We start from the raw sequence: 22,347 nt of genomic DNA, 5'->3' as shown, positions 1-22,347 counted from the left end.
CCGTGATGCCAGGTTTAGTCGTTCGTTGCGAGGTGGTTACCTGACAGGGGACATAATTACGATGAGATTAAGCGCAAGTCAACGAAATGTCCGCCTACGGACAGCGATGTCAGGCCGAAACCGAACAAACCCAGGGAGTCAGCGATCGATACCCCCCTGAACTTGCGTGAGGTGGGCAGGCTCCGGGTGCTGCAGGCGTTGTTCGACACCGACAGCACGAGCCGCTCCGAACTCGTCCAGATCACCGGCCTGTCCCGGGCCACCGTCTCCTCACTCGCCGCCGACCTGCTGGCGGCCGGCCTGGTCGAGGAGAGCGAGCCGGACGCCCAGGCGAGATCCACCGGCCGCCCGGCGCAGGCCCTGAGCATGCGCGCTTCGGCGGCGTACGCCGTCGGGACGGACATCGGCCATCAGCACGTCCGGGTCGCCCTGTGCGACCTGAGCGGCATGCCCATCTGGAACGACGTCGTCGCCACGGAGGTCGACCGGGCACCCCGCGAGACGCTCGACCTGGCCGCCGGCCTGATCCGCCGCGCGCTGCGGGAGCGGAACGTCGACGCGCGGCGCGTGCTCGGCCTCGGCGTGGACATCGCCGCCCCGGTGCGCGACCCCGACGGGGTTCTGGAGGCCCACGGGATCATGCCCGGCTGGGTCGGTGTGCAGCCCGGCGCCGAGCTCGAGCGGCGTACCGGCCTGACGACGCGACTGGCCAATGACGCCAACGCCGGAGCCCTCGCCGAGCGCAGGTACGGCGCGGGACGCAACGTCGACGACATGATCTACGTACGGCTGTCGGCGGGGATCGGCGCCGGGATCATCTCTGGAGGTCGGCACCTGCACGGATCCGGCGGGCTCGCCGGCGAGATCGGCCACATCAGGTCGGTACCGGACGGACGCGTCTGCCGCTGCGGCAACCGCGGCTGCCTGGAGACCGTCGCCAGCCCGATCGCCATCGCCCGGCTCCTGGAGACCAGCTGGGGACATCCGGTCGCCGTCTCCGACCTGCTGCCTCTCATCAAGTCCGGCGACCGCGGCGCCGTTCGCGCGCTGGAGGAGGCGGCCGAAGAGATCGGCCGCGTCCTCGCGAACCTCGTCACACTGCTCAACCCGGAGCTCATCGTGGTCGGCGGTGACCTGGCATCCGCCGGGGAACGGCTCTTCGAACCGATCGCCCGAACGGTCCGCCGCTACGCGCTGGCCCCCACCGCCGAATCCGTCCGGGTCACCGGCGGACATCTCGGTGACCACGCCGAGGTCCTCGGTGCCGTCGGCATGGTCCTCGCCGACGCGCCCCGGATCCTCGCCGCCGACCTCGCCCGCTGAACCGGATCCCGGACAGCGCGCGGCGTACCGCTGCGCCCACCACACCACGGCCGCGGTACGCCACGCAGTCTGCGTCAGGCGGACCGCAGCAGCTCGTTGAGCTGGGTGGTGTCGATGACGTGGGCCCGGGACGGGAACACCTTGTTCACCAGCACCTCGTGGGCTTCGGCGTCGGGGTCGGCGACGCCGTCCGACAGGACGTAGACGCGATAGTCGCGGTCGGCGGCGTCGATGAGGGTGGAGAGGACGACGCCGCTGGTGCTGACGCCGGAGAGCACCAGGGTGTCGATGCCACGGTCGCGCAGTTGCCGGTCGAGGTCGGTGGTGGAGATCCCGCCGAAGCGGATCTTGCGTACCACGATGTCGCCCTCCTGAGGGCTGATCCGCTCGATGATCTGGGTGGTGGTGTCCTCGTGGTGCATCATCTTGGCCGCGGCGGCCGCGGCGAAGGTCTTGTTGGTCTCCGGTACGGCCGCCCAGTCGTCCTCGGTGAAGGCGACGCGGACGTACCCGATGGTGCAGCCGGCGGCGCGGACGTCGGCGATGGCGCCGTTGACCCGCTCGAGCAGCGCGTCGGGGTCGGGGATGTGGGTGACGATCCCGTTCTGGAAGTCCATCGCCAGCAGGGCGGTCCGCTGGGGATCGATCGCCGGGACTGCAGTGGTGCTCACGCTCTGTTCTCCTTGGGGGGTGTTGGTTTCGGTGCCGATGTGCTGGTTCATCTCGTGGCGGCCCATCAGCCGGCGGTCCAGGACCGTCAGCAGCAGGACCACGACACCCGCCGCGACCAGCACGACGCCGAGGGTGTGCAGGCCGTGGTCGCCGACCCCGTCGCGGAAGACGATGCCGCCGGCCACGGCCGAGACGATGGTTCCGAGGTACCCGAAGGTCCGGAACAAGCCGGAGGCGGTGCCGATCTGGTCCGGCGACGCCGAGAGGTAGAGGGCGGTCTGATTGCCGACCGTGGTGACCGCCGAGGTGACGCCGAAGATCAGTGACACCGCAACGATCGCGACCACCGGGCTGTGCGAGGTGAGCAGCACGATGCCGATGGACCCGACCAGCATGGTCACCGCCGAGGCGATCAGCGGACCGCGCACCAGGTTGCGGCCGGCGAGCGGGCGTGACAGCAGCGCGGAGACCGCGCCCATCGGCAGCAGCAGCAGTCCGGCGTCCTCGGCGGAGATCCCGCGTGCCGCCTCCATCCACTGCGTCATCCCGTACATCACGGTGTAGATGCCGAGCAGAGTGAACGCCTGCCGCAGGTACGTCCGGCCGAGGGCGCCGTTGGCGGCGAGCCCGCGGATGTCGAAGAACGGCCCGGTCGTGCGCAGCTCCCACCACACCGTCGGTACGGCGACCACCACGAAGGCGGCGAGCGCGTACCAGTCGGCGTGCGGCAGCCCCATCAGGAAAATGATCAGCGAGGTCATCGCCGCGGCGAAGCCGAGGATCCCGGGCAGGTCGATCAGGTCGGCGACCTCGCGGAAGCCGCGCCGTCCGCCCTCGCGCACCGGGTCCTTGGGCACCCAACGCACGGCCATCGCCATCGCGATCGCGGTGACCGGAATGTTGATGAGGAAGGCCCAGCGCCAGTCCGCGGCGCCGACCAGCAGGCCGCCGATCGGCGGGCCGATGGCCACGGTGGCCATGCCGGTGACCGCGATACCACCGAGCACGCCGCCCGGCGGCGACGTCAGCCGGGCGTCCTCCGCGCGGCGCCGGATCAGCACCATCGCCGACGGGAAGCCGGCCGAGGTGCCGACGCCGATGAGCACGCGGGCCACGGTCAGCATCGCCAGGTTCTGCCCGAAGCCGCCGACCAGGCCGCCGAGCAGCACCAGGAGGATGCCGCCGAGGAAGACCTTGCGCGGGCCGAGCACCTCCGCCAGATTGCCCGCCGTGGGCTGCGCGATGGCGCTGGTCAGATACAGCGAGGTGACCAGAACGGAGGTGCTTCCCACCGAGACGTGCAGGCCGGTGGCGATGGGCACCAGCGCGGTCGCGATGATGGAGCTGTTGATCGGGTTGAGGCTGGAGCCCACGTAGAGCGGCGCGGTGAACGTCCAGGCGAAGGGATCGCGTTCGCTGCCACGCGCCGGCGAGTCCGTCCGAGCGAGGCCGGTGTTCATGCTCCGCCGCTCAGATCCGCCTCGGCGAGACGTTCCAGCAGTTCGATGGCCTTCTCCAGGTCCTCGCGCTCCTTGGGGGCGACGACGTGGTCGATGGCTCGCGCCAGGAAGGACTCGCGGCCGCTCAGCAGCGAGGTGATGAGCTCGGCAGCGGAGGGATCGGCGCTGATCAGCGTCTTGCGGCGGTCCTGCGGGTCCGGCTCGCCGCGGACCAGCCCGGCGGCCTTGAGCACCGCGAGGCTCTGCGCGATGGACTGCGGGCTGACGTGCTCCAGTGTTGCGAGACGGGCCGCGGTGATCGGGCCCTTGTCCACCACGCTGCGCAGCACCGAGAGCTGGGTGATGGTCAGCCCGACGGAGTACATCCCCGACTCGGTACGCAGGCGCCCTCGTAGGCGCCTGATCGCGAAGTCGAGACGCCGCGCCGTCGCCGCCGACCGGGTTGACCCGAGATTTTCCTCCATGTCCCTAACGCTAGCAGTTAGACAAGCAACTTTGCCAAGTTGCTTGTCTAATCTGCGGCGCGACCGCTGCTGATCGCGCAGGGGGCAGTCGTCACTACCGCGGTCTACGACTCGCGCGTGGTCGGTTGTGGACGCAGCGTCGTGAGTCCTCCGTCGATGGTGATGGTGGAACCGGTGAGGGACGCGGCGCCGGGGAGGGCGAGGAAGGCGATCGCCGCCGCCACCTCCTCAGGTCGTACGAGGCGTCCGTGCGGCTGGCGGGCGTTGAGGGCGGCGCGCTCGGCCTCGGGGTCGTCGGCGGCGTCGAGCAGGCGCCCGACCCAGGGCGTGTCGGTGGTTCCGGGCAGGACCGCGTTGACCCGGATGTCCTCGGCGAGGAGGTCGGCGGACATGGCGAGCGTCAGGGACAGCACCGCGCCTTTGGTCGCGCTGTAGAGGGCCCTGTTGGACAGGCCGGTCGTCGCGACGACGGAGGAGGTGTTGACGATCGCCGCCGACGGGGAGCGGCGCAGTGCCGGCAGGGCGGCGCGGGTCACGCGGACGAGCCCGACGACGTTGACGTCGAACACGCGGTGCCACTCGTCGTCGGGATTGGTCTCGACGGTGCCGGCGGCGCCGATGCCGGCGTTGTTGACCAGGATGTCGAGCCCGTCGAGCTCACTGATCAAGGCCGCGGTCGCGCGGCGGACGGCGGCGTCGTCGGTGAGGTCGGCGAGGGCGAAGGGCGTGCCGCCGCTCGGCGGCTCGTTGACGTCCAGTACGGCGACCCGCACGCCGTGCTCGGTGAGCTTGGCGACGGTGGCCGCCCCGATGCCGGACGCGCCGCCGGTCACGATCGCCTTGAGCGGTACAGCCACGTGCTCCTCCTGAATTGTCAGACGTGTAATCATGTCTCTATGTCTCGATCGGGTCTCTCGACGGTTACGGTGGTCGACGCGCTGGTCGAGGCGCTGCGGGGGCAGATCCTCGACGGACAGTGGCCTCCGGCGGCGCCGGTCGCCGAGGTGGAGGTGGCGCGGCGTTTCCAGGTGTCACGGCCGACGGCGAAAGCGGCGGTGCGCACGCTGGTGTTCGAGGGCCTGCTCCGACAGGACTCACACCATGCGGCCGTTGTCCCATCCCTCTCCGCGCAGGACATCGAGGATCTGTACTTCGTCCGCATTCCGCTGGAACTGGCGATGGTCGAGCGCCTCAGCCAGGCGACCGGTGTCCGACTGGACGACGCCGAAAACGCGATCGGTGCCTTGGAGAGGTTGCCCGATGACGCGGTGACCAGCTCGTTCGTGGCCGCGGACCTGGGATTCCACCGTGCGCTGGCCGCGGCGACCGGCAGCTGGCGCCTCGAACGCTCCTACAACGCGCTGGCGGGGGAGGTTCACCTCTGCATGATGCAGACGCGGCAGGCCCTCGGTCGTACGCGGATCGCCGGCGAGCATCGCCAGATCCTCCAGGCGATCCGTCGCGGGGACGCGCCCGGCGCGGTGGAGGCCGCCCGGCGGCACCTGACCGGAGCACGGGACGCGCTGCTGACGAGGGCGGACCGGACGGCCTGAGGAAGCACCCGACTCCGCAGCCGCCGGGTACACGCGTCCGGTCATCGCCGCCCACCGCGTCCGCGACATCAGGCCTGCCGGAACCGCTGACGCTGCCGGCCGAGACCGTCGATCTCCAGCTCGACGACGTCGCCCGCCTTCAGGTAGTCGGCGGTGGCCGATCCCATCGCGACACCGGCCGGCGTTCCGGTATTGATGACGTCGCCGGGCCGCAGGACCATGAACTGGCTGAGGTACCAGACGAGATGGTCGACCCCGAAGATCATGTCGGCGGTGGTCCCGTCCTGGCGCAGCTCGCCGTTCACCCACAGCCTGAGGCCGAGATTCTGGGGATCGGCGACCTCGTCCGCGCTGAGTATCCATGGGCCCAGCGGATTGAAGGTCTCGCAGTTCTTACCCTTGTCCCACTGGCCACCGCGTTCGAGCTGGAATTCGCGCTCCGACACGTCGTTGCTGATCGCGTACCCGGCGATGCAGGCGCGGGCCTGGTCGACCGAGTCGAGGTAGCGCGCGGTGGCGCCGATGACGACCGCGAGCTCCACCTCCCAGTCGGTCTTCTTCGAACCGCGAGGGATCAGCACGTCATCGTCGGGACCGACGACGGTGTCCGCCGTCTTGAGGAAGACGATCGGCTCCTCGGGCGGGGTGGCACCGGTCTCGCGCGCGTGGTCGGCGTAGTTGAGCCCGATGCAGATGATCTTCCCGACCCGATCGAGCGGGGGACCGAACCGCCCCGGCTCGATGACCGGCAGAGCGTCGACGTCGAGCCGTTCCGCGGAGCTCATGAGCTCGAGGTCGATGGTGTCGGTGAGCGGGGTCGGATCGCGCCAGAGGCCGTCGGATCCGGACACGATGGGCCGCTCGGCTCCCGGCGCACCCGTACGCGCGAATCTCATGATCAGTGTGATCCTTTCGTTGAGAGGGCGAGGAACTCGGTCAGGTGCACCGCGCGGACACCTGAGCGGTGTCGGCGCAGTGCCTGGCGAAGCTGGCGCAGGCAACCGGGGTTGACCGCGACCACCATGTCGACGCCGGCGGCCTCGATCTCGGCCACCTTGGCCTTCGCCAGGGTCCGCGATTCGCGTGGGCGGACCAGTGCGTACGTGCCGGCGGCGCCGCAGCAGGTGGCCGCCGAGGGCAGTTCGACATATTCGGCGACGCTCTGCAGCAGTCGCCGCGGTTCGCGCCACACGCCGAGGCCGTTACGAAGGTGACAGGAGTCCTGCAGCGTCACCCGGGCGGGCCGGCCGTCGATCATGATCGGCTGGAACCGCTGGTCCTGGACGTACTCGGAGAACTCCCGAACCCGCTCCCGCCCGATCACCGAGGCGAGATGGGCGGCGCATCCGCCCGAGGTGGTGACGATGGTGCCGGGCAGGTCGTCGCCGAGGCGGCGGGCCATCGCCGCGCCTTTTTCGGGTTCTCCGTTGTGCGCGTGCAGCGCGCCGCAGCAGCCCTGGTCCGGATCGGCCGCGAGGCCCGGCGCCAACGCGAGCGCGGCACGGCTGACCCGCGGGAACAGCGTCCGCTCCACGCAGCCGAGCATCAGCTGGTCGGCCTCGGGGGCCTTCCGCCGGGCCGCGCGCCGGAGGATCCCGGCGAGCCGGTGGGCCGGGCGCAGCCTCACCAGCAGGACGAGGGCGCGCACGATCAGCGGACGGCGGCGTCCCTGCCACTGCGCGCCGCGCCACTCTTCGAGCAGTTGGCCGTACTCGACACCGGCGGGACAGACCGGTTCGCAGGCGCGGCAGCCGAGGCAGAGAGACGCCTGCTCGGTCAGGGTGGGATCGTCGGGTTCGAGCCGCCCGGCTTCGAGCGCTCGCATGAGGGTGATCCGGCCGCGGGGCGAGGAGGCCTCGTCACCGGTCATGGCGTAGGTGGGGCACGCCGGGAGGCAGAACCCGCAGGAGATGCAGCGGCTGAGCCGGTCGGCGTCGAAGAGGTCGGCCACTTAAGATCCCAGCTTTCCGGGGTTGAGAACGCCCGCCGGATCGAAGGCGGACTTGATCCGGCGCAGCAGGGCCGTCTGTTCCGGTCCGAGCCGTTCGGCCAGGTAGGGCAGCTTCGCCGCGCCGACGCCGTGCTCACCGGTGATCGTCCCGCCCAGGGCGATCGCGGTTCGGAAGATCTCTCCGAAGGCGCGTTCGGCGCGTTCGATGGCCTCGGTGTCCTCCGCGGAGGGCAGGACGCACGTCGGATGCAGGTTGCCGTCACCGGCATGCCCGAACGTCGCGATCACGATGTCGTGCCGGCGCGCGATGTCGTCGATGCGGGCGACCATCTCGGCGAGACGGGGCCGGGGCACGCTCGCGTCCTCGAGGATCGTCAGGGAGCCGAGCCGGGACAGCGCCGGAAGGGTGCAGCGGCGGGCGGCCAGCAGCGGCTCGGCTTCGGCGACGCCACCGATCTCGACGGACAGGGCACCGCTGTCGAGACATGCCTGTCGCATCCGCGTGAGGCTCGCGGCCACCTGATCGTCACCGCCGTCGTCGCCGAAGAGCAGCATCGCGCCGGCCGTCGCGTGCAGCCCGAGGTGGGCGTAGGCGTCGACGGCGTCCATGCATCGTCGGTCGAGGAACTCCAGCGTCGCGGGCAGAACGCCGCGTGCGATGATCTCGGTGACGGCACGGCCCGCCGCCTCGAGGTCGGTGAAGTAGGCCAGTCCGGTTCCCGTCGTCTCGGGCGCGGGCAGCAGGGCGACGGTGGCCTCGGTGATGATACCGAGGGTTCCCTCCGAGCCCGTGAGCAGCCGGGTCAGGTCGTATCCCGCGACGTCCTTCCACAACCGGCCACCGGTGGCGACGATCTCGCCGGTCCCGAGCACCGCGGTGAGGCCGAGGACGTAGTTCCGGGTGACGCCGTACTTCAGCCCGCGCAGTCCGCCGGCGCAGGTGGCGATGTTGCCGCCGATCGTGGAGACGGTGTGGCTGCCCGGGTCGGGCGGATAGAACAGGCCGTGCTCGCCGGCCGCCTTCGCCAGCGCGGCGGTCGTCACGCCGGGCTGGACCCGGGCCAGTAGCTCTGCCGGGGCGATCTCCTCGATGCGCCGCATCCGCGCCGTGGTCAGGACGATGCCGCCCTGCTGGGCCGAGGTGGCGGCGCACAGGTTCGTCCCGGAGCCTCGCGGTATGACCGGGAGGCGATGCTCGGCGGCGATACGAACGATCTCGGCGATCTGCGGAGCGTCGTCGGGTTCGACGATCGCCTGTGGGTAGGCGCGGAACAGTGGCGTCGCATCCCGCGCGTACGCCTCAAGAACGCCGGGGTCGGTGCGCACGTGTTCGTCGCCGACGACCGAGCGGAGCTTCCGCAGGACATCGGTGGAAAGAGACTCATCGCTGAACATTGTCTGACATGTAAGCATGTCAGCAGGGCGCCGTCCAGAGCCGGGATCGATCGGAGCCGACGCGGACCGGTCGTCCTCGCACTCGCGGGGCTGATTAGGGTGAACGGCAGTGGAGGTGCCTATGACCGATCTGGAGCTCGCCTGGCTGCGCTCCTGGCTGGAGGTCGTCGACTCCGGCGGCTTCGCCCGAGCGGCTGTGCGCGTCCACTTGTCGCAACCCCGCATCTCGGCGCACGTCGCGAGCCTGGAGAAGGCGCTGGGATGCCCCCGTCTGCCTGCTCGCCGGCACGTACGAGTCCGTCATCGAGGGGCTGACCGCCGCCATCGGCACGTTGAGCGCGGCCGAGACTGCAGCGCTCTTCGGCGGCACGGCTCACGCCTTCTACCGTCTGGGCGACCGTTCCAAGGGCTGACCGGGTGAGGCCAGGCCCCTTGGGACCTGGCCTCACCCGGTACTACGGATCCCATCACACCCCGTCGGTCACCGACATGCTGACACGGGTTCCCGCGTCCATTACGGCGCGTACCTCGATCAGCATGGCTTGTTCGGGGTTGAGCGTGGGCATGGGAACGCCGGTCCGGGCGAGGACCGCGCCGGGAAGGGCGACCCACTCATCGCTCGCGCGGGCGACCCACGCGGGCGGCGCCGCCTGGTGTGCGGAGGGGTGTCCGACGTCGGCCCGGATCCGTACGCGGTAGTCGCCGGCCGCGTCCAGCCCCGGCAGCCGCACCCGGCCCGACTGCGCCTCGGGGGAGGTGGCCAGGCGGGCCCAGCAGTACAGCGCGCTCGTCCGGTCGCGTGCGACCACGCCGTGCAGGAACGTCGCGTCGTCACCGGTGTCCGCGCGGACCACCCGGCCGTGGTGCAGCAGCGGACGGAACTCCCGGTACAGCGCCGCCCACGACGCCAGCCGCTCCAGTTCCTCGGGAGAGCACCGCGTGAGGTCCGCCTCGATGCCGGCGTGCCCGAACAGCGTGGTGATCAGGCGGAACGAGTCCGTGGTCACCCGATGCGTGGTGTGCGCCTCCGCCGCGCCGACGTGCGCGCCGACGAGCTCCGGAGGCAGCAGCTGGCCGGTCCAGCGCTGGATCGCCTGGCGTTCGACCGGGTCATTGCAGTCGGAGGCCCAGACGCGGTCCGTACGCGCGAGGATCCCCAGGTCGACCCGCCCGCCGCCGCCCGCGCACGACTCGATCTCCAATGCCGGATGCCGCTCCTTCAGGGCGTCGAGCAGGCGGTACAACGCCACGGTCTGCGCGTGCACCGCGGGCCGGTCGGCGCCGGTGGCGTCGCGGAACACCGCCTCGTGCAGGTCGCGGTTGTGATCCCATTTCAGGTAGTCGATCGCGTACCGGCCGACGAGCGCGTCGACGCGCTCCAGGATGTAGGACCACGCCCGCTCGTCGGCGAGGTTCAGCACGTACTGGTGCCGGGCCGGCGGGCCGAGACCGGCGGATGGGCCGAGGACCCAGTCGGGGTGCTCGCGGGCCAGCCGGGATTCGAGGTTGATCATCTCGGGTTCGAACCAGAGGCCGAACTGCATGCCGAGCCCGTGGACGTGGTCGACCAGCGGCGCCAGCCCGTGCGGCCAGACCTTCTCGTCCACGAACCAGTCCCCAAGACCGGCGGTGTCGTCGCGCCGGCCGCGGAACCAGCCGTCGTCGAGCACGAGCCGCTCGACCCCGATCTCGGCGGCACGGTCCGCCAGGGCGGTCAGCCGGTCCAGGTCGTGGTCGAAGTAGACCGCCTCCCAGGTGTTGAGCGTCAGGGGCCGGGGACCGGCCGGATGGGCGGGCCGGGCGCGGAGCATGTCGTGGAAGCGGTCGGCGAGGCCGTCCAGGCCGGCGTCGGACCAGGCGAAGTGGCAGACGGGCGTCCGGTAGGTCTCCCCGGGGCCCAGCGCGATCTCGCCCGGTTTGAGCAGCTCACCGCCGCCGAGAACGGCCGCGTGCACGCCCGCGCCCTCCGGCAGCTGCTCGACCAGATACCGCTGGTTCCCGCTCCACGCGACGTGCAGGCCCCAGACCTCGCCGTACCGGAAGCCGAAGCCGGGCACGCCGGCGACCATCAGGTACGGGGAGTCGTGGCCCGGCTTCCCCCGCCGGACCTCCCGGACGTGGCCGCCGAAGGCGAGCGGCCGACGCTGCGGCGCCCGCTCCCGGCACCACTTGCCGGTGAAGTCGAGGATCTCGCCGGCCCGCCGGGGCAACGGCAGGAGAGTGGACACGCCTCCGAGCTGGTAGCGCCCCTCGCTCCGCGCCGTGCCACGGCGGGTCACGGCCGCGTCGACGGCCAGGACGCCTGAGGCACCGAGCCGGTAGCCGACCACGATGTCGACCTCGGAGATGTCGTCGGCGAGCGTCATGACGAGTTCGGCGCCGCCGTCCGGCAGCGGCCGGTGCCGCGCGTCGGTGAGACGCGGGCGCGGCGTGGTCGCCGTTCCGTCGAGATGTCCCTCGTGCGCCGGCGTACCGGACCATCCCTCGGCCTCCGTCGGCCAGATGGACAGGTGTCTCGGCACGTCGGGGGAGTTGTTCAGGATCGCGGGCTCGGCCGTCAGCCGCAGCGCGGCGCGCGCGTCGTCGGACAGCTCGCCGAGGTCCTCACCCCAGTGGAGCACCCTGGGAACCGGTTCGGTCAGCTCCATGACGACGCTGGTGCCGCCCGCGCGCAGCTGGACGATGTTCGGGACATGCATGGTCGAGCCTCTCCCCGATGCGAAGCCGGATGTGGACTCCTGCGGCGGACGGCCGCAGGGCGGTGCCCGGCACGGTACCGGCACCCGCGGAGACGCCAGGCCACACCATCTCTCGGTTCGGAGCGTAAGCCAGCGTCCCGAACCGGGGTATTTCTACTGCCTTGGACGCCCGGGAGCCGCGGAAGCCGGCCTCGGACTTGCGATGGTCGAACGCCCGAATCCAGATCCACTGGTCCTGACCCCAACACTCGCGCAAGTACCCGGGGCGTATTCCAAGCATGCGGTATTCGGTGGCCGTGGCATCTGGCCTGGCGCTGTCGGAGCCGGTCCGGCCTACGCGCTCTTACCGGAGGTGCTGGTCGTGGACTCGGCGTGTCGTACGGCGTCGCGGAGTTCGCCGTTGTTGACCATGTCGGTGGCGGCCTGCAGGTCAGGGCTCATCCAGCGGTCGTCGATGAGTTTTGGGACGCGGCGGCGGACAGCGTCGTGGAGTGCCTGCGTGCCCTGGCCGAGCGGCAGCCCGGCCATCTTGTCACGGATCAGGTCGATGCCCTGGGTCGTCATGAGGTACTGCACGGCCAGGATGGTGGCGAGCCGGTCGACGTTGGCGTCGGTGTGGCGGACGGAGGCCATCGCCATGGTGTTGTGGTCCTCCTGCCCGTCCTTGACGGGACGGGACAGCACGCCGGCGGGGAAGGCTCCGGCCTGCATCTCCGGGACCAGGGCGGCGGCCACGGTCTGCACCTGGACCATCCCGGAGTTGAGGCCGACCTCCCCGCCGGCGAGGTTGGCCGGCAGCCCGTAGCTCCAGCGCGGCGAGAGCAGGCGCCCGGACAGCTCCTGGGACAGGACACCGAGGTCGGCCAGGTCGGCATTGAGGCTGTCGGCGGCGTGTCCCATCATGGCGCCGTCCCAGTTGCCGCCCATCACAAACTCATACCCGCCTGCGGTGGGGAAGACCAGCGGGTTGGACGTGGAAGAGTTGGCCTCCCGCTCGACGATGACAGTGTCAGCGGCCAGGTCACGGCGCAGGACCGCCATGATGTGCGGTGCGGCGCGGACCGCGACGGAGTCCTGTACGCGGGGGTGCGGCTGCTGCCCGAGGGCGGTGTCCAGCTGCGCGCGCCCGCGATCGGTCATCCATTGGGTGCCGCGGATCAGCGTCCGCAGCCGGGCGGCGATCGCGCTCTGCTCCGGGATGTGTCGCTCGTCGTGGGTCCGCGGGTCCAGCGCGCTCTGCTCGGCGCGGGTCGCCTCCAGGAACAGCGCGAATGTGCCCTCGGCGACGTCGGCCAGCGCCTCGGCCCGGTGCATGACGTCCAGGAACAGGGCGGCCACGACCGTACTGCCGCTGATCATGGGCAGTGCCTCGCCCTGCTGGAACTCGAAGTCGCGGCGCAGTCCGGCCATCGCGAGGATCCGCGCGGCCGGTGCCTCCGTACCCCGGTAGCGCGCCGGCGCCGGGCCGCCGATCGCCACCAGCCCGGCCGCGGCCTGCGGTTGCAGGTCGCCGGTGCCGAGGGAGCCGATCTGTGGCATGACCGGGGCGATGCCGGCATTGACCAGGTCCAGCAGGCGTTGAGGCAGCTCGGGGCGGACGCCCTCGTCGCCGCGAGCCATCTGGTTCGCTTTGAGGATCAGCGCCAGCCGGGCGACCCGGTCGGGCAGCGCCGGGCCGACCCCGGCTGCGTGTGACAGCAGGACGTTGAGCTGGAACCGGCGTTGCTGCCGGTCGTCGAGCGGGCGGTCCTTCAACGGGCCGAGCGCCTGATTCCACCCGTAGACCCGCGCCCCCTTGGCCAGAGCGGCGATGGCACCGGCCCGGGACCGGCGCATGGCGGCGACAGCCGAACCGGCCAGCCGTACGTCCACCGGCCTCCCGTCCAGCACGTCGTAGGCGTCGCGCACGGTGAGATGAGAACCGTCCAGCACGAGCCGGACCGGGGCGTCCGGCCGTACCGGTTCCGCGGCCGCCACCTGTCCCGTACCGACCACCATGGCGGAGGCCAGCACCGCCACGAGCGCACGTCGCGCCATCCCCGCCTCCGACCTTGATCACCAGTTCGCAGCGGCGATCTTCCCAGGCGGGAGCGGCCGGGAAACCCGGCATACCCGATTTTGGATTGCAGCGGGATTTCTTTGCCCGGCACTGTCCCAAGCGGCCTACCGGTTCTGCGGAACCAGGCGCGCCCAGCCATCGTCAATCAGAGAGTGGCTCGCCGCAGAAAAAACCTGTTGATCCTCGACGGCGAGTTCCTAAGATGGACATCAGAAAGCGACCGGGAAGGAAGCCGACAGTGACATACGCGCCTATCGACGGCTGGCATGGGAAACCGTGTGGCCTGGCCGGACAGCGCCCCATGTTCCTGGAGGCCCCTGGGTAGAGACGATGAGTCGCACTCCCAGAGGCCGCCGAGGAACATCCCCAGCGGCCTTTTCTTATGGGTGAGCCAGCGGATAGGCAGCCGGTCTCCAAAACCGGCAGGATGCAGGTTCGACTCCTGCCGCCCATGCCAGACCCCTTCTTACGGGCGGGGGCACGGAATCACTTGATAACTCCACAGCGGAAGACACCAAATAAGCAGGCGCAGTCCATACCCGTCCCACGGGAAATATTCGGCTTCGGCCGAGAACAACCCCAGCGACGCCAAGGACCGCACCTGCGCACGTCACCGGCGAGCCGTTGCACTGCGGCGGTCCGGTGACCCTCCCGGCCGGCGGTCACCTGAAGTCCAAGCGACGGTGGCCGCCGAGCGGGAGCGATCCCCACGCCCGAAAAGAGGCGCGGGGACCAAGGGCCTCTAGCTCCAACCGGCAGAGCGTCTCCCCTGCAAGGAGAGGGTTCTCGGTTCGAATCCGAGGGGGTCCACCGCGACGGCGTACGACGTCGCACGTCAGAACATGATCCGGTTCAACTCCGGTCACGGTGGAGCGGGACACGGCGGCCACCATCCCGGAGAAGGGTTCGACTCCCGGCGTCGACCGGCTGGTGACCGGCGACGCCCACGTGATGCCGCCTGTGCGCGCGGCCTGGTCCACCACCAGGACGCCCATGCAAAGCGAGTGGCTGCCCCAGGTGGGCAGATGCGCACAGCGCAAGGGAGCCGTGATTTCGGCGTGCACCATCCCGGGAGCTGATGGGCGGGCCGCCTCCTTGCACCAGCCTTCGTAGCTCAATGGACAGAGCACCCGTCTACGGAACGGGCGATCCGGGTTCGACTCCTGGTGAAGGCGCTCCGCCCGCCGAGCGCGGGCACTTGCCGCAGAAGCCGAAGTGGTGAGGCACCTGCCTTCCAAACAGGGGAACTGGGTTCGACTCCCGGGTGCGGCTCGCCGACTGCGCCGACGGGAGTAACGACCCCCGGGCGGTCATCGTCAGTCCCGGCCGGACGGACATCACCGGCCGCCGGGAGAAGCTCACGATCAGCGGCCCGTTCCGGGCCGCAACGGGATGTAGGTCAGTAGGGAGACCGCCGTTCTCGGGGAGCGGAGGCCGCCGGTTCGAGTCCGGCCATCCCGACCAGGCGCCGTGAGCATGGCTGGTTATGCAGCGGACTCTTAATCCGTGGAGCGGGGTTCGATCCCCCGACGGCGTACGTGGAGGGCGGCGGGCCCAGTTCGAGGGGCGATGTTCGGGTTCGAGTCCCGACCGATCGACGTCATGAGAGCTCGCACTGCCCGGACCGGGACGGCGCGGGTGCGACGTGACCACCGGGGCTGTGGGCGGTTCCCCGCAGCGCCGGTGCCTCCATCTTGCGGGAGTGAAGGGAATTGGCACACCTCACCGGCTCAAACCCGGTGGTCTTGCGGGTTCGAGTCCCGCCTCCCGTACTCGATGCTGGGTCATCCAATGGCAGGATGCGAGGTCCTGGCCCTCGTCATGCGGGTTCGACCCCTGCCCCAGCAGTTGCACCAGAGCAGAGCCTCGCTCTGGGCGTGAGCGCCTGTAGCCCAATCAGGTACGAGGCGTCTGGTCGAGAGCTAGAAGGATGCGGGTTCGAGTCCCGCCGGGCGCATGCAAAAAAGGGGGCTGGTGGCGGCGGCCACCGAACCGGTCCACAGGCCGGGGTCCGCCGGTCGGGCGGCAGCCCAGGCCGGCCCGCCGGAGGGAGAACCCGCGCACCATGGGGCGCGGGGAGGGACCCCCGGCGGCCAGGAGTACATGCCTTCGTAGCTCAGCAGGCCAGAGCACGCGACTCGTGCCTCTTGGACTGGTGTTCGCCTGGCCTTCGTAACGCCGGGTTGCCCGGTTCGACTCCGGGAAGAGGCTCTGAACCCAAGAAATGTCGGTGGTTGTCGGTATGTTCTCAGGTATGCCGAATCACCGCACGTACACGGACCAACAGCTTCGCGACGCCGTCGCGTCGGCGGCCTGCTGGGGCGACGTCCTCGAGTCCGTGGGCAAGACGCGTAAAGCCGACAACACCTGGGTCCGCCGGAGAGCGGAGCAACTCGGTCTCGACACCAGTCACTTCGCGGCCCGACGGGGCAGCATGATTCCGGCTGTCCGTGGCGACATGCCGTTCAAAGGCGGTCCGCCTCACCGCGTACAGGGCCGACTCGGGACTAGCGCCGCGATCCAGTGGTTCCTCGAGCGCGGCTACATGGTGTCGATGCCGATCGAGCCGACGGCGTACGACCTGGTCGTCGAGTCAGACGACGGACTGCAGCGCGTGCAGGTCAAAACCACCGAGTACCAGAAGAACGGCATCTACTACGCCACGATCACCTGGACGCAGTACGTCGCCGACGCCCAGTCGAACGCGCACGGCCGGTACCGTCACGCCCCCTACGCGGACGGCACCATCGACTACTTCTTCATCGTCGCCGGTGACGGCAAGCGCTATCTGATCCCCCAGAGCGTCGTCCGGGGGCTCAAGCAGATCGGACTAACCAGGAAGTACAGGGCCTTCGAGGTGTAATCGCGCGGTCCCGGGTTCGATTCCCGGCGGAGGCTCAACGATCCGGGATGCCGCATCGGCGTCGGCACCGTGGCCCTGAACCACGGCTTTGCAGGTTCGACTCCTGCTCCCGGAGCTACGCCCTTCGGACCAGCGTCCGTCTGTTCTTGGTAGGAACGGCCCGCCCGGGGCGGCACCGGGGAGGGGCTCTGTGTGGGTGAAGTGTTGTCGGAGGCATCCGGGCTCGCCATGCCCGGGGGGCGGGTTCGAGTCCCGTCACCCACTCTCAAGCCGTCCTAGCCCAATCAGGTAGAGGCACCGCGTTCAGAGCGCGGATGGTCCGGGTTCGAGTCCCGGGGACGGTACGCAAGGAGGGTTGCCCGAGCTGGGAAAGGGGCCGGGTTGCTAACCCGAGGCCGGGGATCACCCCCGCGTGCGTTCAAGTCGCACACCCTCCGCTCAATCCCCGGTGGCCAAGCAGGTTAAGGCACCCGTCTGATACGCGGGAGATCGCTGGTTCGATCCCAGCTCGGGGAACTCTAGGAAGGCGTCCGGCTGGACGAGGAGCGCCGTTGGAAGCGGCGTAGCACGGCCCGTGCCGTGCTGGGGGTTCAAGTCCCTCGCCTTCCGCACCTGGAAGGTTGGCAGAGTCCGGTATTGCGCCCGCCTCGAAAGCGGTGGCCAGGGTTACACCTGCGGGGGTTCGAATCCCTCACCTTCCGCCAGATCGTCCTCGGCCGCCTGGCCGCAGCGCGCCGGCAGCAGCGCCGGATCGCTGCGGTTACGGCTGGGACGTCGAGCATGGCCGCGACCCGCCGGATTTGGGGAGTCGTGGCCGCCCAAGCCCCTGTAGCTCAAGGCAGAGCAGGCGCCTTTTAAGCGTCGAGGTGCGGGTTCGAGCCCCGCCGGGGGTACTCGGTCGTAGACACCCGTCTGCGTCGCCAGCTCAACAGGACAGAGCAGCGGCCTTCTAAGCCGACGGTTCCGGGTTCGAGTCCCGGGCGACGCACCAAGCCGCGTTGGTCGAGTAGGAAAGACGCCTGACCCTCTCTCAATCATGAGATCACGGGTTCGAACCCGGTACGCGGTACTCCTTCCGACGGCGACCCTGACCTGGTGACCCGAGCTGACCATCATCGGTTCCCGGTCACCGCCGGAAGGCCGAGGCCCCTTCGACTATGGGTAGGTCGCAACGCTTTCCCTGCTTGTGTAGCTCAGCGGCCAGAGCACCTCGTTGTCAGCGAGGAAGACGCCGGTTCGAGGCCGGTCGCAAGCGCCATGCCCGGTTGGTTCAGCAGCGAAACACCGCCTCGACACGGCGGAGGTCGGAGGGGCAGCACCTCCACCGGGTACCACGCCCTCATAGCTCAGTGGACAGAGCGCCGGCTTGCGGAGCCGGGAGCGCAGGTTCGACTCCTGCTGGGGGTACGCGAGCGCTGCCGGTGATGCCGGCGGTTACGAGCCCGGTTAGCTCAACAGCAGAGCACCCGTTTCACATGCGGGAGGTCGGAGGGGCGGCACCTCCACCGGGTACTGTGGCCGATCCTCAATGGCAGAGGGCCAGGTTGTGATCCTGGGGACGTACGTCCAAACGGGTTCGATTCCCGTCGGCCACCCCGCGCGAGCTGGGCACGTGGCGAGCCCACCCCGCTGTAAACGGGACGTCTCGACTGTGGCGGTTCGACTCCGTCCTCGCGCACCACGCCAAAGACCCGGCCGCTCTCGGTCGCAACTCCGAGTGGCGACGCGACCGGGCCTTCATTCTTCGACCGGCAGGAAGAGAGTGATGGAAACCTGCCTGCCCGTTCTCACGGCCGCGTCATTGAATCCCCGCAGATCAACGGCCACAAGGCGATAGACGGGCCGACGGGTGTCTTCCCCTGTGGAGCGTCTCAAGTGTCAATCCCCGCACAGCGTCCGATGGCGTGATGTTCCGGGGCAACAGGGCCCCGGTGACGCTGTTGCACTCGTTAGGTGTTGTCCGTGAATCGCCGAGTGCGCTGTGCCGGCAGCATGCGTCGAACCGTCCGTACGGTGAGGGAGCGCCTCGGGTGCCAGACATCGCGATCTTCGAAGGGCCACGCGTAGGTCATGCTCCCATCGCGGATGCACCCGAGGAGTCCCGGCGCGCCGACTTCCTGGGCGGACCATTCGTAGAGCCGCTGGAGGCGGGGCAAGATCACGCCGTAGTCCAGCACACGGCCGAACCCGAGTTCGTGATCGAGGTAGGCACCGACGTCCCCGGTGAGCGGATACGCGTCGGGCAGCACACGGGACAGGCTTAGAAAGATCCCGGTCATCCCGAGCCGGGGATCTCCGAGCAAAGGCGCGAGGGGACGAAGCCACCCGAGCGCCAGGCGAGGCGCGGCGACGAGAGCGTGCGCGTAAAGAACCCGGCAGAGCACAACGTTCATGAAGAATCGCTCAGCAACGTTCTCGGCCTCGGCAAGCTCACGATGCTCGAGATAGGCGGCGACCACGCTCGCGTTGTGCGCCCGATACCAACGCCGGGCGGTCGGGCGGCCCGCGAACGACGTCCAGTAATCGACCGTGTATGCGGACACTGGACCCGGCAGATGGCCGCTGAGTGCCACAGCCTCACAACCGTCGCGCAGCAGCCGCTCGTTTACCGCCCGCCACCACGGGCTACCAGGGCGAATGCTGTGCGACGGTTCCAGTACACCGCGTCGGAGCTGCCACCGCATGAACGACATCGCCGCCCGTCGATACGGCAGATGGCGCGAGGCATGACCGAACGGGCCGTGGTAGGTGCGCTCGATGAGGGCAAAGCGGGCTCTCGGGTCGTCTCGCACGGCAGCGACCTGTGCAGCAGCCCAGGCCGCAGCCGTGTTCGCGGACTTCACGTATCTGATTGTTCCAATCGCCCGCCCATTGAGCTATCTGGAGTTCTAAAGTTCGACGGCTTCGCCTCGTTCGGCGCGTTGCCGGATGGCTTGGTGGCTGCAGCCCATGCGCTACCAGTCCAGGCCGGCGGCGGCCTGGCTTCTGATGTAGGCCGGGATGTCCTCGGTTTCCGCGGCGGTCAAGGCCGAGTCGGTCGTCATGCCGTCCCGCAGCACGTGCTGGCGGAAGACCGCGTACATCGGGATGTCCCAGTACTTGGTGTTCTGGTAGTTCTGCAGCACCGCGTTCGAACCCCAGTAAACGCCCGACGTGTCGACGCCGGCGAGCTCCGGAACGGCCTTACCGAAACCGTTCACGACCGCCGGGGTCCGCAGAACTCCCTTGATGGCGTGACGTGACAGCTCGAGCGTCCAGAGTCCGCTGCCGACGCCGCTCCCTGCCCGATCAATGGCTTCGCCGCGACGCCGAGCACCCCGAGTTTGAGCACGGTTCTCCGGCTGAACATCCGCCATCCTTTCCATCAGCGCTATCGCGCAGGAAAAGGTTTTCCTCAATCTAAGCGCGGGATGAGGGGTGGTCAACAGGGCTTCTCCCCGCGAGGGGTTCAGGCGGGACGGATCGACAGCGCGTGGTGGAACACGTTGCGTGGATCCCAGCGGCGCTTGACCTGCTGAAGCCGTGCGTAGTCGTCCTTGAAGTAGAGGGCGTGCCATGGAGTGCCCGACGTGTTGTACCGAGGATCGGCCAGGTCCGCGTCCGCATAGTTGATGAATGCGCCGTCGTCGTCCTCACCGGCCGGAACGCCGCCGCCACCGGTGTAGAAGTCGCGGTAGAACTCTCGGATCCACGTCAGGTGCCGGGAGTCCTCGGCCGGATCCTGCCAGGCGGCGAGGAAGCCGATCAGGAAGATCGAGTCACGGTGCGGCATCGCGGTCGTGCCGGGGGAGACGGCGTTGACGCGCCCGCCGTAGGTGTTGATGAACATGCCACCGGACGGATCGTCGTCACCGGCCCGGGTGAGGTGCCGGTAGGCGGTGGCGATCTGCTGGTCGGTGAAGCGGCGCCGTCGATACCCCGACTTCAGCTTGAGGCGGCGGTCGAATGATGTGGGGTCGTTGATCGCCTGCGTCGCCGAGGCGAGCCAGGGCAGGGTGGACGACTGCCGCACCGGCCGTGCGCCGACGCCGCGGCCGAGCGTGTTCACCAGGTCGTCGAGTAGCCGCTCCGCGCCACTGTCGGCGGTCACCTGACCGGAGATGCCGATGGTCTCGCTGGGCTTGCCGGCGAGGGCGAACTCGCCGTAGAGGGCGGCCGCGGGGGAGCCGGATGCCGAGTTGCGCTCGCCCCATTCCCCGTAGTTGCGCATCAGCCTGACGAAGGAGTCCCGGTCGAGTTCCGCCCACGGCCAGTCCACGGAGTAGCTCAGGACCGTGGAAGGCGGCCTTGGCAGAAGCCGGCCGGGGTCGGTGCCCTGGGCGTCCGGGGAGCGGAACCAGTAGCGGGTGGCGATTCCGAAGTTGCCGCCCCCGCCTCCGGTGTGCGCCCACCACAGGTCCCGGTTGGGATCCGACGGTTCCCGGGTGGCCACCACGCTTCTGGCCTTGCCCGACCGGTCCACCACGACCACCTCGACCGCGAACAGGTGGTCGACGGTCAGGCCGTACATCCGGCACAGCGCCCCGTATCCGCCGCCGCAGATGTGCCCACCTGCCCCGACGCTGGGACAGGTTCCGCCGGGGATGGTCACGCCCCAGCCCAGGAACAGCTTCCGGTACACCTCTCCCAGCGTCGCTCCCGCCTCGACCATGAAGGCGTTGCGGCGCCTGTCGTAGTCGACCTGCGTCATCGCGACCATGTCGATGAGCAGGCGTACGTCCGGGTCGTCCACGAAGTTCTCAAAGCAGTGGCCGCCGCTGCGCACGGCGACCCGCCGCCCCGTTCGCACCGCTTCGTCGACCGCGCGTACGACGTCCTCTGTCGAGCCGACCACTCGGATCTGCTCGGGTCTGCCCTGAAAGCGACGGTTGTAGGCCCTGAGCGCCAGCGAGCGGTAACGCGGGTCGTCCGGGCCCACCGTGACCGAACCGAACGCAGGGACTTCTTCGAGCTGCGGAGCGGCCTGTGCCGTCGCACGCCAGGAAGCCGCGAGCGCGGCCGCAGGGCCCGACACGGCGGCTGCCGCGCCTGCACGCAGAAGGGTGCGTCGGGTGGACTCGACCATGGTCGTCCTCCTTGAGGCGATCACGCGCGATCGAGCAACCGCCTCGCCCCCACCGCTGCATAGCCCGACCGCGATTTTTGTACGGATCTTCGAAGGCTAAGCAGCCGCCGTCCGGCCGGAAATGGAGTCATCACCCTCCTACAGGTGGAGCCAACTCACAGAGGATTCGGCGGCTGGCCCGCTTCTCTCCACCGCGGCGGTTTGGTATTGGGAGCCCCTGGCCTCCCATCCGGTCAGTACCGCTGGCCGGGAGGCGTACGAGCAGCACAACCGTGCCGCTTTCGTGGAGGCGGACACCGGCTTTCACCGGACGGCGTCACTTGCTGGGCTGGGGAACCTTGCAGTAGGCGCTCGGGTTGAGGCCGATGTAGTTGAGCGGGCCGGCGATCATCGTGATGCCGATCGTCGCGAACTTCGCGCAACTCCCATCGAACTGGGAGTAGTAGTGGCGCTGCCCTGCGGCGAGCCCTCCGATGATCAGCCAGACGACGACCACCCACCGGCTCGTCCGCATCGTCACCTCCGATGATCTCGCCGCAGACCCTGGAGGTACGACCATAACGACAAGATCGCCCAATAGTTGTGCAAGTCGGCTGGCCGTGTCGCCTCATCGGCGCCTGGACACCGGGTCCCGCCGGGCGCCGACCTTATGAAAGCGATTCTCCCTGTTTTCAGGATTCGTCACGGCGGGTGACGCCGCGCGGGCGTCCATGACGTGCGGTTGTTGCCGATCGCGCCCGCCGGTTCGCGGTACGGCCCGTCGCGGTCGGCTTGACCCCTCGGCGCGGCCCGCGACACGGTCGAGACCGCGCGCTGGGCCGGCTAAGTCCGGCATTTCGGTGA

16 protein-coding genes and 23 tRNA genes are annotated in these 22,347 nt (G+C 69.5%); 27 read left to right on the top strand and 12 right to left on the bottom strand.

The window, feature by feature from the left end:
* Positions 1-171 precede the first annotated feature (171 nt).
* Positions 172-1,323, top strand: a complete 1,152-nt coding sequence (locus ABEA24_RS10150; RefSeq protein WP_345430636.1) for an ROK family protein — start codon at positions 172-174, stop codon at positions 1,321-1,323.
* A 74-nt stretch (positions 1,324-1,397) separates the two neighbouring features.
* On the opposite strand, the gene ABEA24_RS10145 is transcribed toward ABEA24_RS10150, so the two are convergent.
* The 3 genes from ABEA24_RS10145 to ABEA24_RS10135 form a co-directional block, all read right to left on the bottom strand.
* Positions 1,398-3,455 carry an MFS transporter gene (locus tag ABEA24_RS10145; RefSeq protein ID WP_345430425.1) on the bottom strand — a complete coding sequence of 686 codons (2,058 nt, stop codon included), beginning with the start codon at positions 3,453-3,455 and terminating at the stop codon, positions 1,398-1,400.
* Positions 3,452-3,919 (bottom strand): MarR family winged helix-turn-helix transcriptional regulator, encoded by a 468-nt coding sequence (locus ABEA24_RS10140; RefSeq protein ID WP_345430424.1) that lies wholly within the window; start codon positions 3,917-3,919, stop codon positions 3,452-3,454. Before ABEA24_RS10140 ends, ABEA24_RS10145 begins: the two co-directional genes overlap by 4 nt.
* Positions 3,920-4,023: 104 nt before the next feature.
* Positions 4,024-4,776: an SDR family NAD(P)-dependent oxidoreductase gene (locus tag ABEA24_RS10135; RefSeq protein WP_345430423.1), complete on the bottom strand. Its 753-nt coding sequence runs from the start codon at positions 4,774-4,776 to the stop codon at positions 4,024-4,026.
* A gap of 39 nt (positions 4,777-4,815) precedes the next feature.
* Between ABEA24_RS10135 and ABEA24_RS10130 the strand changes: the two genes are divergently transcribed.
* The gene (locus ABEA24_RS10130) at positions 4,816-5,472 is read left to right on the top strand and encodes a GntR family transcriptional regulator (protein ID WP_345430422.1); all 657 of its coding nucleotides are present in this window, start codon (positions 4,816-4,818) and stop codon (positions 5,470-5,472) included.
* Between the two features lie 68 nt (positions 5,473-5,540).
* Here the strand turns inward: ABEA24_RS10130 and ABEA24_RS10125 are convergent, their stop codons facing one another.
* The 3 genes from ABEA24_RS10125 to ABEA24_RS10115 are packed head-to-tail and all read right to left on the bottom strand — an operon-like array spanning position 5,541 to position 8,818.
* Positions 5,541-6,368, bottom strand: coding sequence for a fumarylacetoacetate hydrolase family protein (locus ABEA24_RS10125; protein ID WP_345430421.1), 828 nt, complete (start codon positions 6,366-6,368; stop codon positions 5,541-5,543).
* A gap of 2 nt (positions 6,369-6,370) precedes the next feature.
* Positions 6,371-7,423, bottom strand: coding sequence for a (Fe-S)-binding protein (locus tag ABEA24_RS10120; protein ID WP_345430420.1), 1,053 nt, complete (start codon positions 7,421-7,423; stop codon positions 6,371-6,373).
* Entirely contained in the window at positions 7,424-8,818 is a 1,395-nt protein-coding gene (locus ABEA24_RS10115; protein ID WP_345430419.1) for an FAD-binding oxidoreductase, read from the bottom strand. It abuts the gene before it with no gap.
* Between the two features lie 121 nt (positions 8,819-8,939).
* On the opposite strand from ABEA24_RS10115, the gene ABEA24_RS53460 reads away from it, so the two are divergent.
* Entirely contained in the window at positions 8,940-9,239 is a 300-nt protein-coding gene (locus ABEA24_RS53460; RefSeq protein WP_425551157.1) for a LysR family transcriptional regulator, read from the top strand.
* A 46-nt stretch (positions 9,240-9,285) separates the two neighbouring features.
* Here the strand turns inward: ABEA24_RS53460 and ABEA24_RS10110 are convergent, their stop codons facing one another.
* Positions 9,286-11,517, bottom strand: coding sequence for an alpha-galactosidase (locus ABEA24_RS10110; protein ID WP_345430418.1), 2,232 nt, complete (start codon positions 11,515-11,517; stop codon positions 9,286-9,288).
* A 333-nt stretch (positions 11,518-11,850) separates the two neighbouring features.
* On the bottom strand, positions 11,851-13,554 hold the full coding sequence (locus ABEA24_RS10105) for an HAL/PAL/TAL family ammonia-lyase (RefSeq protein WP_345430417.1): 1,704 nt from the start codon (positions 13,552-13,554) through the stop codon (positions 11,851-11,853).
* 404 nt (positions 13,555-13,958) lie between these two features.
* On the opposite strand from ABEA24_RS10105, the gene ABEA24_RS10100 reads away from it, so the two are divergent.
* The 24 genes from ABEA24_RS10100 (at position 13,959) to ABEA24_RS09985 (ending at position 18,120) form a co-directional block, all read left to right on the top strand.
* A tRNA-Trp gene (locus ABEA24_RS10100) sits at positions 13,959-14,033 on the top strand.
* Positions 14,034-14,312: 279 nt separating this feature from the next.
* Positions 14,313-14,386, top strand: a tRNA-Ala gene (locus ABEA24_RS10095).
* Between the two features lie 293 nt (positions 14,387-14,679).
* Positions 14,680-14,751: transfer RNA gene (locus ABEA24_RS10090), tRNA-Arg, on the top strand.
* 25 nt (positions 14,752-14,776) lie between these two features.
* Positions 14,777-14,848: transfer RNA gene (locus ABEA24_RS10085), tRNA-Gly, on the top strand.
* 116 nt (positions 14,849-14,964) lie between these two features.
* Positions 14,965-15,040 (top strand) — tRNA-Pro (locus tag ABEA24_RS10080).
* Position 15,041: 1 nt separating this feature from the next.
* Positions 15,042-15,113: transfer RNA gene (locus tag ABEA24_RS10075), tRNA-Lys, on the top strand.
* A 159-nt stretch (positions 15,114-15,272) separates the two neighbouring features.
* Positions 15,273-15,348, top strand: a tRNA-Leu gene (locus tag ABEA24_RS10070).
* A 109-nt stretch (positions 15,349-15,457) separates the two neighbouring features.
* A tRNA-Leu gene (locus ABEA24_RS10065) sits at positions 15,458-15,533 on the top strand.
* Positions 15,534-15,830: 297 nt separating this feature from the next.
* On the top strand, positions 15,831-16,439 hold the full coding sequence (locus ABEA24_RS10060; RefSeq protein ID WP_345430416.1) for a group I intron-associated PD-(D/E)XK endonuclease: 609 nt from the start codon (positions 15,831-15,833) through the stop codon (positions 16,437-16,439).
* A gap of 41 nt (positions 16,440-16,480) precedes the next feature.
* Positions 16,481-16,554: transfer RNA gene (locus ABEA24_RS10055), tRNA-Gln, on the top strand.
* 77 nt (positions 16,555-16,631) lie between these two features.
* Positions 16,632-16,703 (top strand) — tRNA-Gly (locus ABEA24_RS10050).
* 5 nt (positions 16,704-16,708) lie between these two features.
* A tRNA-Leu gene (locus ABEA24_RS10045) sits at positions 16,709-16,783 on the top strand.
* A 5-nt stretch (positions 16,784-16,788) separates the two neighbouring features.
* A tRNA-Ser gene (locus ABEA24_RS10040) sits at positions 16,789-16,876 on the top strand.
* A 5-nt stretch (positions 16,877-16,881) separates the two neighbouring features.
* Positions 16,882-16,955: transfer RNA gene (locus ABEA24_RS10035), tRNA-Ile, on the top strand.
* A 5-nt stretch (positions 16,956-16,960) separates the two neighbouring features.
* A tRNA-Ser gene (locus ABEA24_RS10030) sits at positions 16,961-17,048 on the top strand.
* Between the two features lie 5 nt (positions 17,049-17,053).
* Positions 17,054-17,143, top strand: a tRNA-Ser gene (locus ABEA24_RS10025).
* A 118-nt stretch (positions 17,144-17,261) separates the two neighbouring features.
* Positions 17,262-17,332: transfer RNA gene (locus ABEA24_RS10020), tRNA-Lys, on the top strand.
* Positions 17,333-17,353: 21 nt separating this feature from the next.
* Positions 17,354-17,430 (top strand) — tRNA-Arg (locus ABEA24_RS10015).
* Positions 17,431-17,621: 191 nt separating this feature from the next.
* Positions 17,622-17,697 (top strand) — tRNA-Asp (locus tag ABEA24_RS10010).
* Between the two features lies 1 nt (position 17,698).
* Positions 17,699-17,773 (top strand) — tRNA-Val (locus ABEA24_RS10005).
* 1 nt (position 17,774) lies between these two features.
* Positions 17,775-17,846, top strand: a tRNA-Arg gene (locus ABEA24_RS10000).
* Positions 17,847-17,879: 33 nt separating this feature from the next.
* Positions 17,880-17,951, top strand: a tRNA-Val gene (locus ABEA24_RS09995).
* 2 nt (positions 17,952-17,953) lie between these two features.
* Positions 17,954-18,034: transfer RNA gene (locus tag ABEA24_RS09990), tRNA-His, on the top strand.
* A gap of 2 nt (positions 18,035-18,036) precedes the next feature.
* A tRNA-Tyr gene (locus ABEA24_RS09985) sits at positions 18,037-18,120 on the top strand.
* A 268-nt stretch (positions 18,121-18,388) separates the two neighbouring features.
* Here the strand turns inward: ABEA24_RS09985 and ABEA24_RS09980 are convergent.
* The 4 genes from ABEA24_RS09980 to ABEA24_RS09965 form a co-directional block, all read right to left on the bottom strand.
* Positions 18,389-19,282: a hypothetical protein gene (locus ABEA24_RS09980; protein ID WP_345430415.1), complete on the bottom strand. Its 894-nt coding sequence runs from the start codon at positions 19,280-19,282 to the stop codon at positions 18,389-18,391.
* 111 nt (positions 19,283-19,393) lie between these two features.
* Positions 19,394-19,639 (bottom strand): hypothetical protein, encoded by a 246-nt coding sequence (locus ABEA24_RS09975; protein ID WP_345430414.1) that lies wholly within the window; start codon positions 19,637-19,639, stop codon positions 19,394-19,396.
* A gap of 248 nt (positions 19,640-19,887) precedes the next feature.
* Complete coding sequence (locus ABEA24_RS09970; protein WP_345430413.1) at positions 19,888-21,504, bottom strand: FAD-binding oxidoreductase; 1,617 nt, start codon at positions 21,502-21,504, stop codon at positions 19,888-19,890.
* Between the two features lie 316 nt (positions 21,505-21,820).
* On the bottom strand, positions 21,821-22,018 hold the full coding sequence (locus ABEA24_RS09965) for a hypothetical protein (RefSeq protein WP_345430412.1): 198 nt from the start codon (positions 22,016-22,018) through the stop codon (positions 21,821-21,823).
* Positions 22,019-22,347 lie beyond the last annotated feature (329 nt).

Origin of the sequence: Actinoallomurus vinaceus (assembly GCF_039542055.1) — a bacterium.
In the GTDB taxonomy this organism is placed as follows: Bacteria; Actinomycetota; Actinomycetes; order Streptosporangiales; family Streptosporangiaceae; genus Actinoallomurus; species Actinoallomurus vinaceus.
The sequence above is the reverse complement of the archived record's forward strand: the minus strand, read 5'-3'. Positions and strand labels throughout refer to the sequence as shown.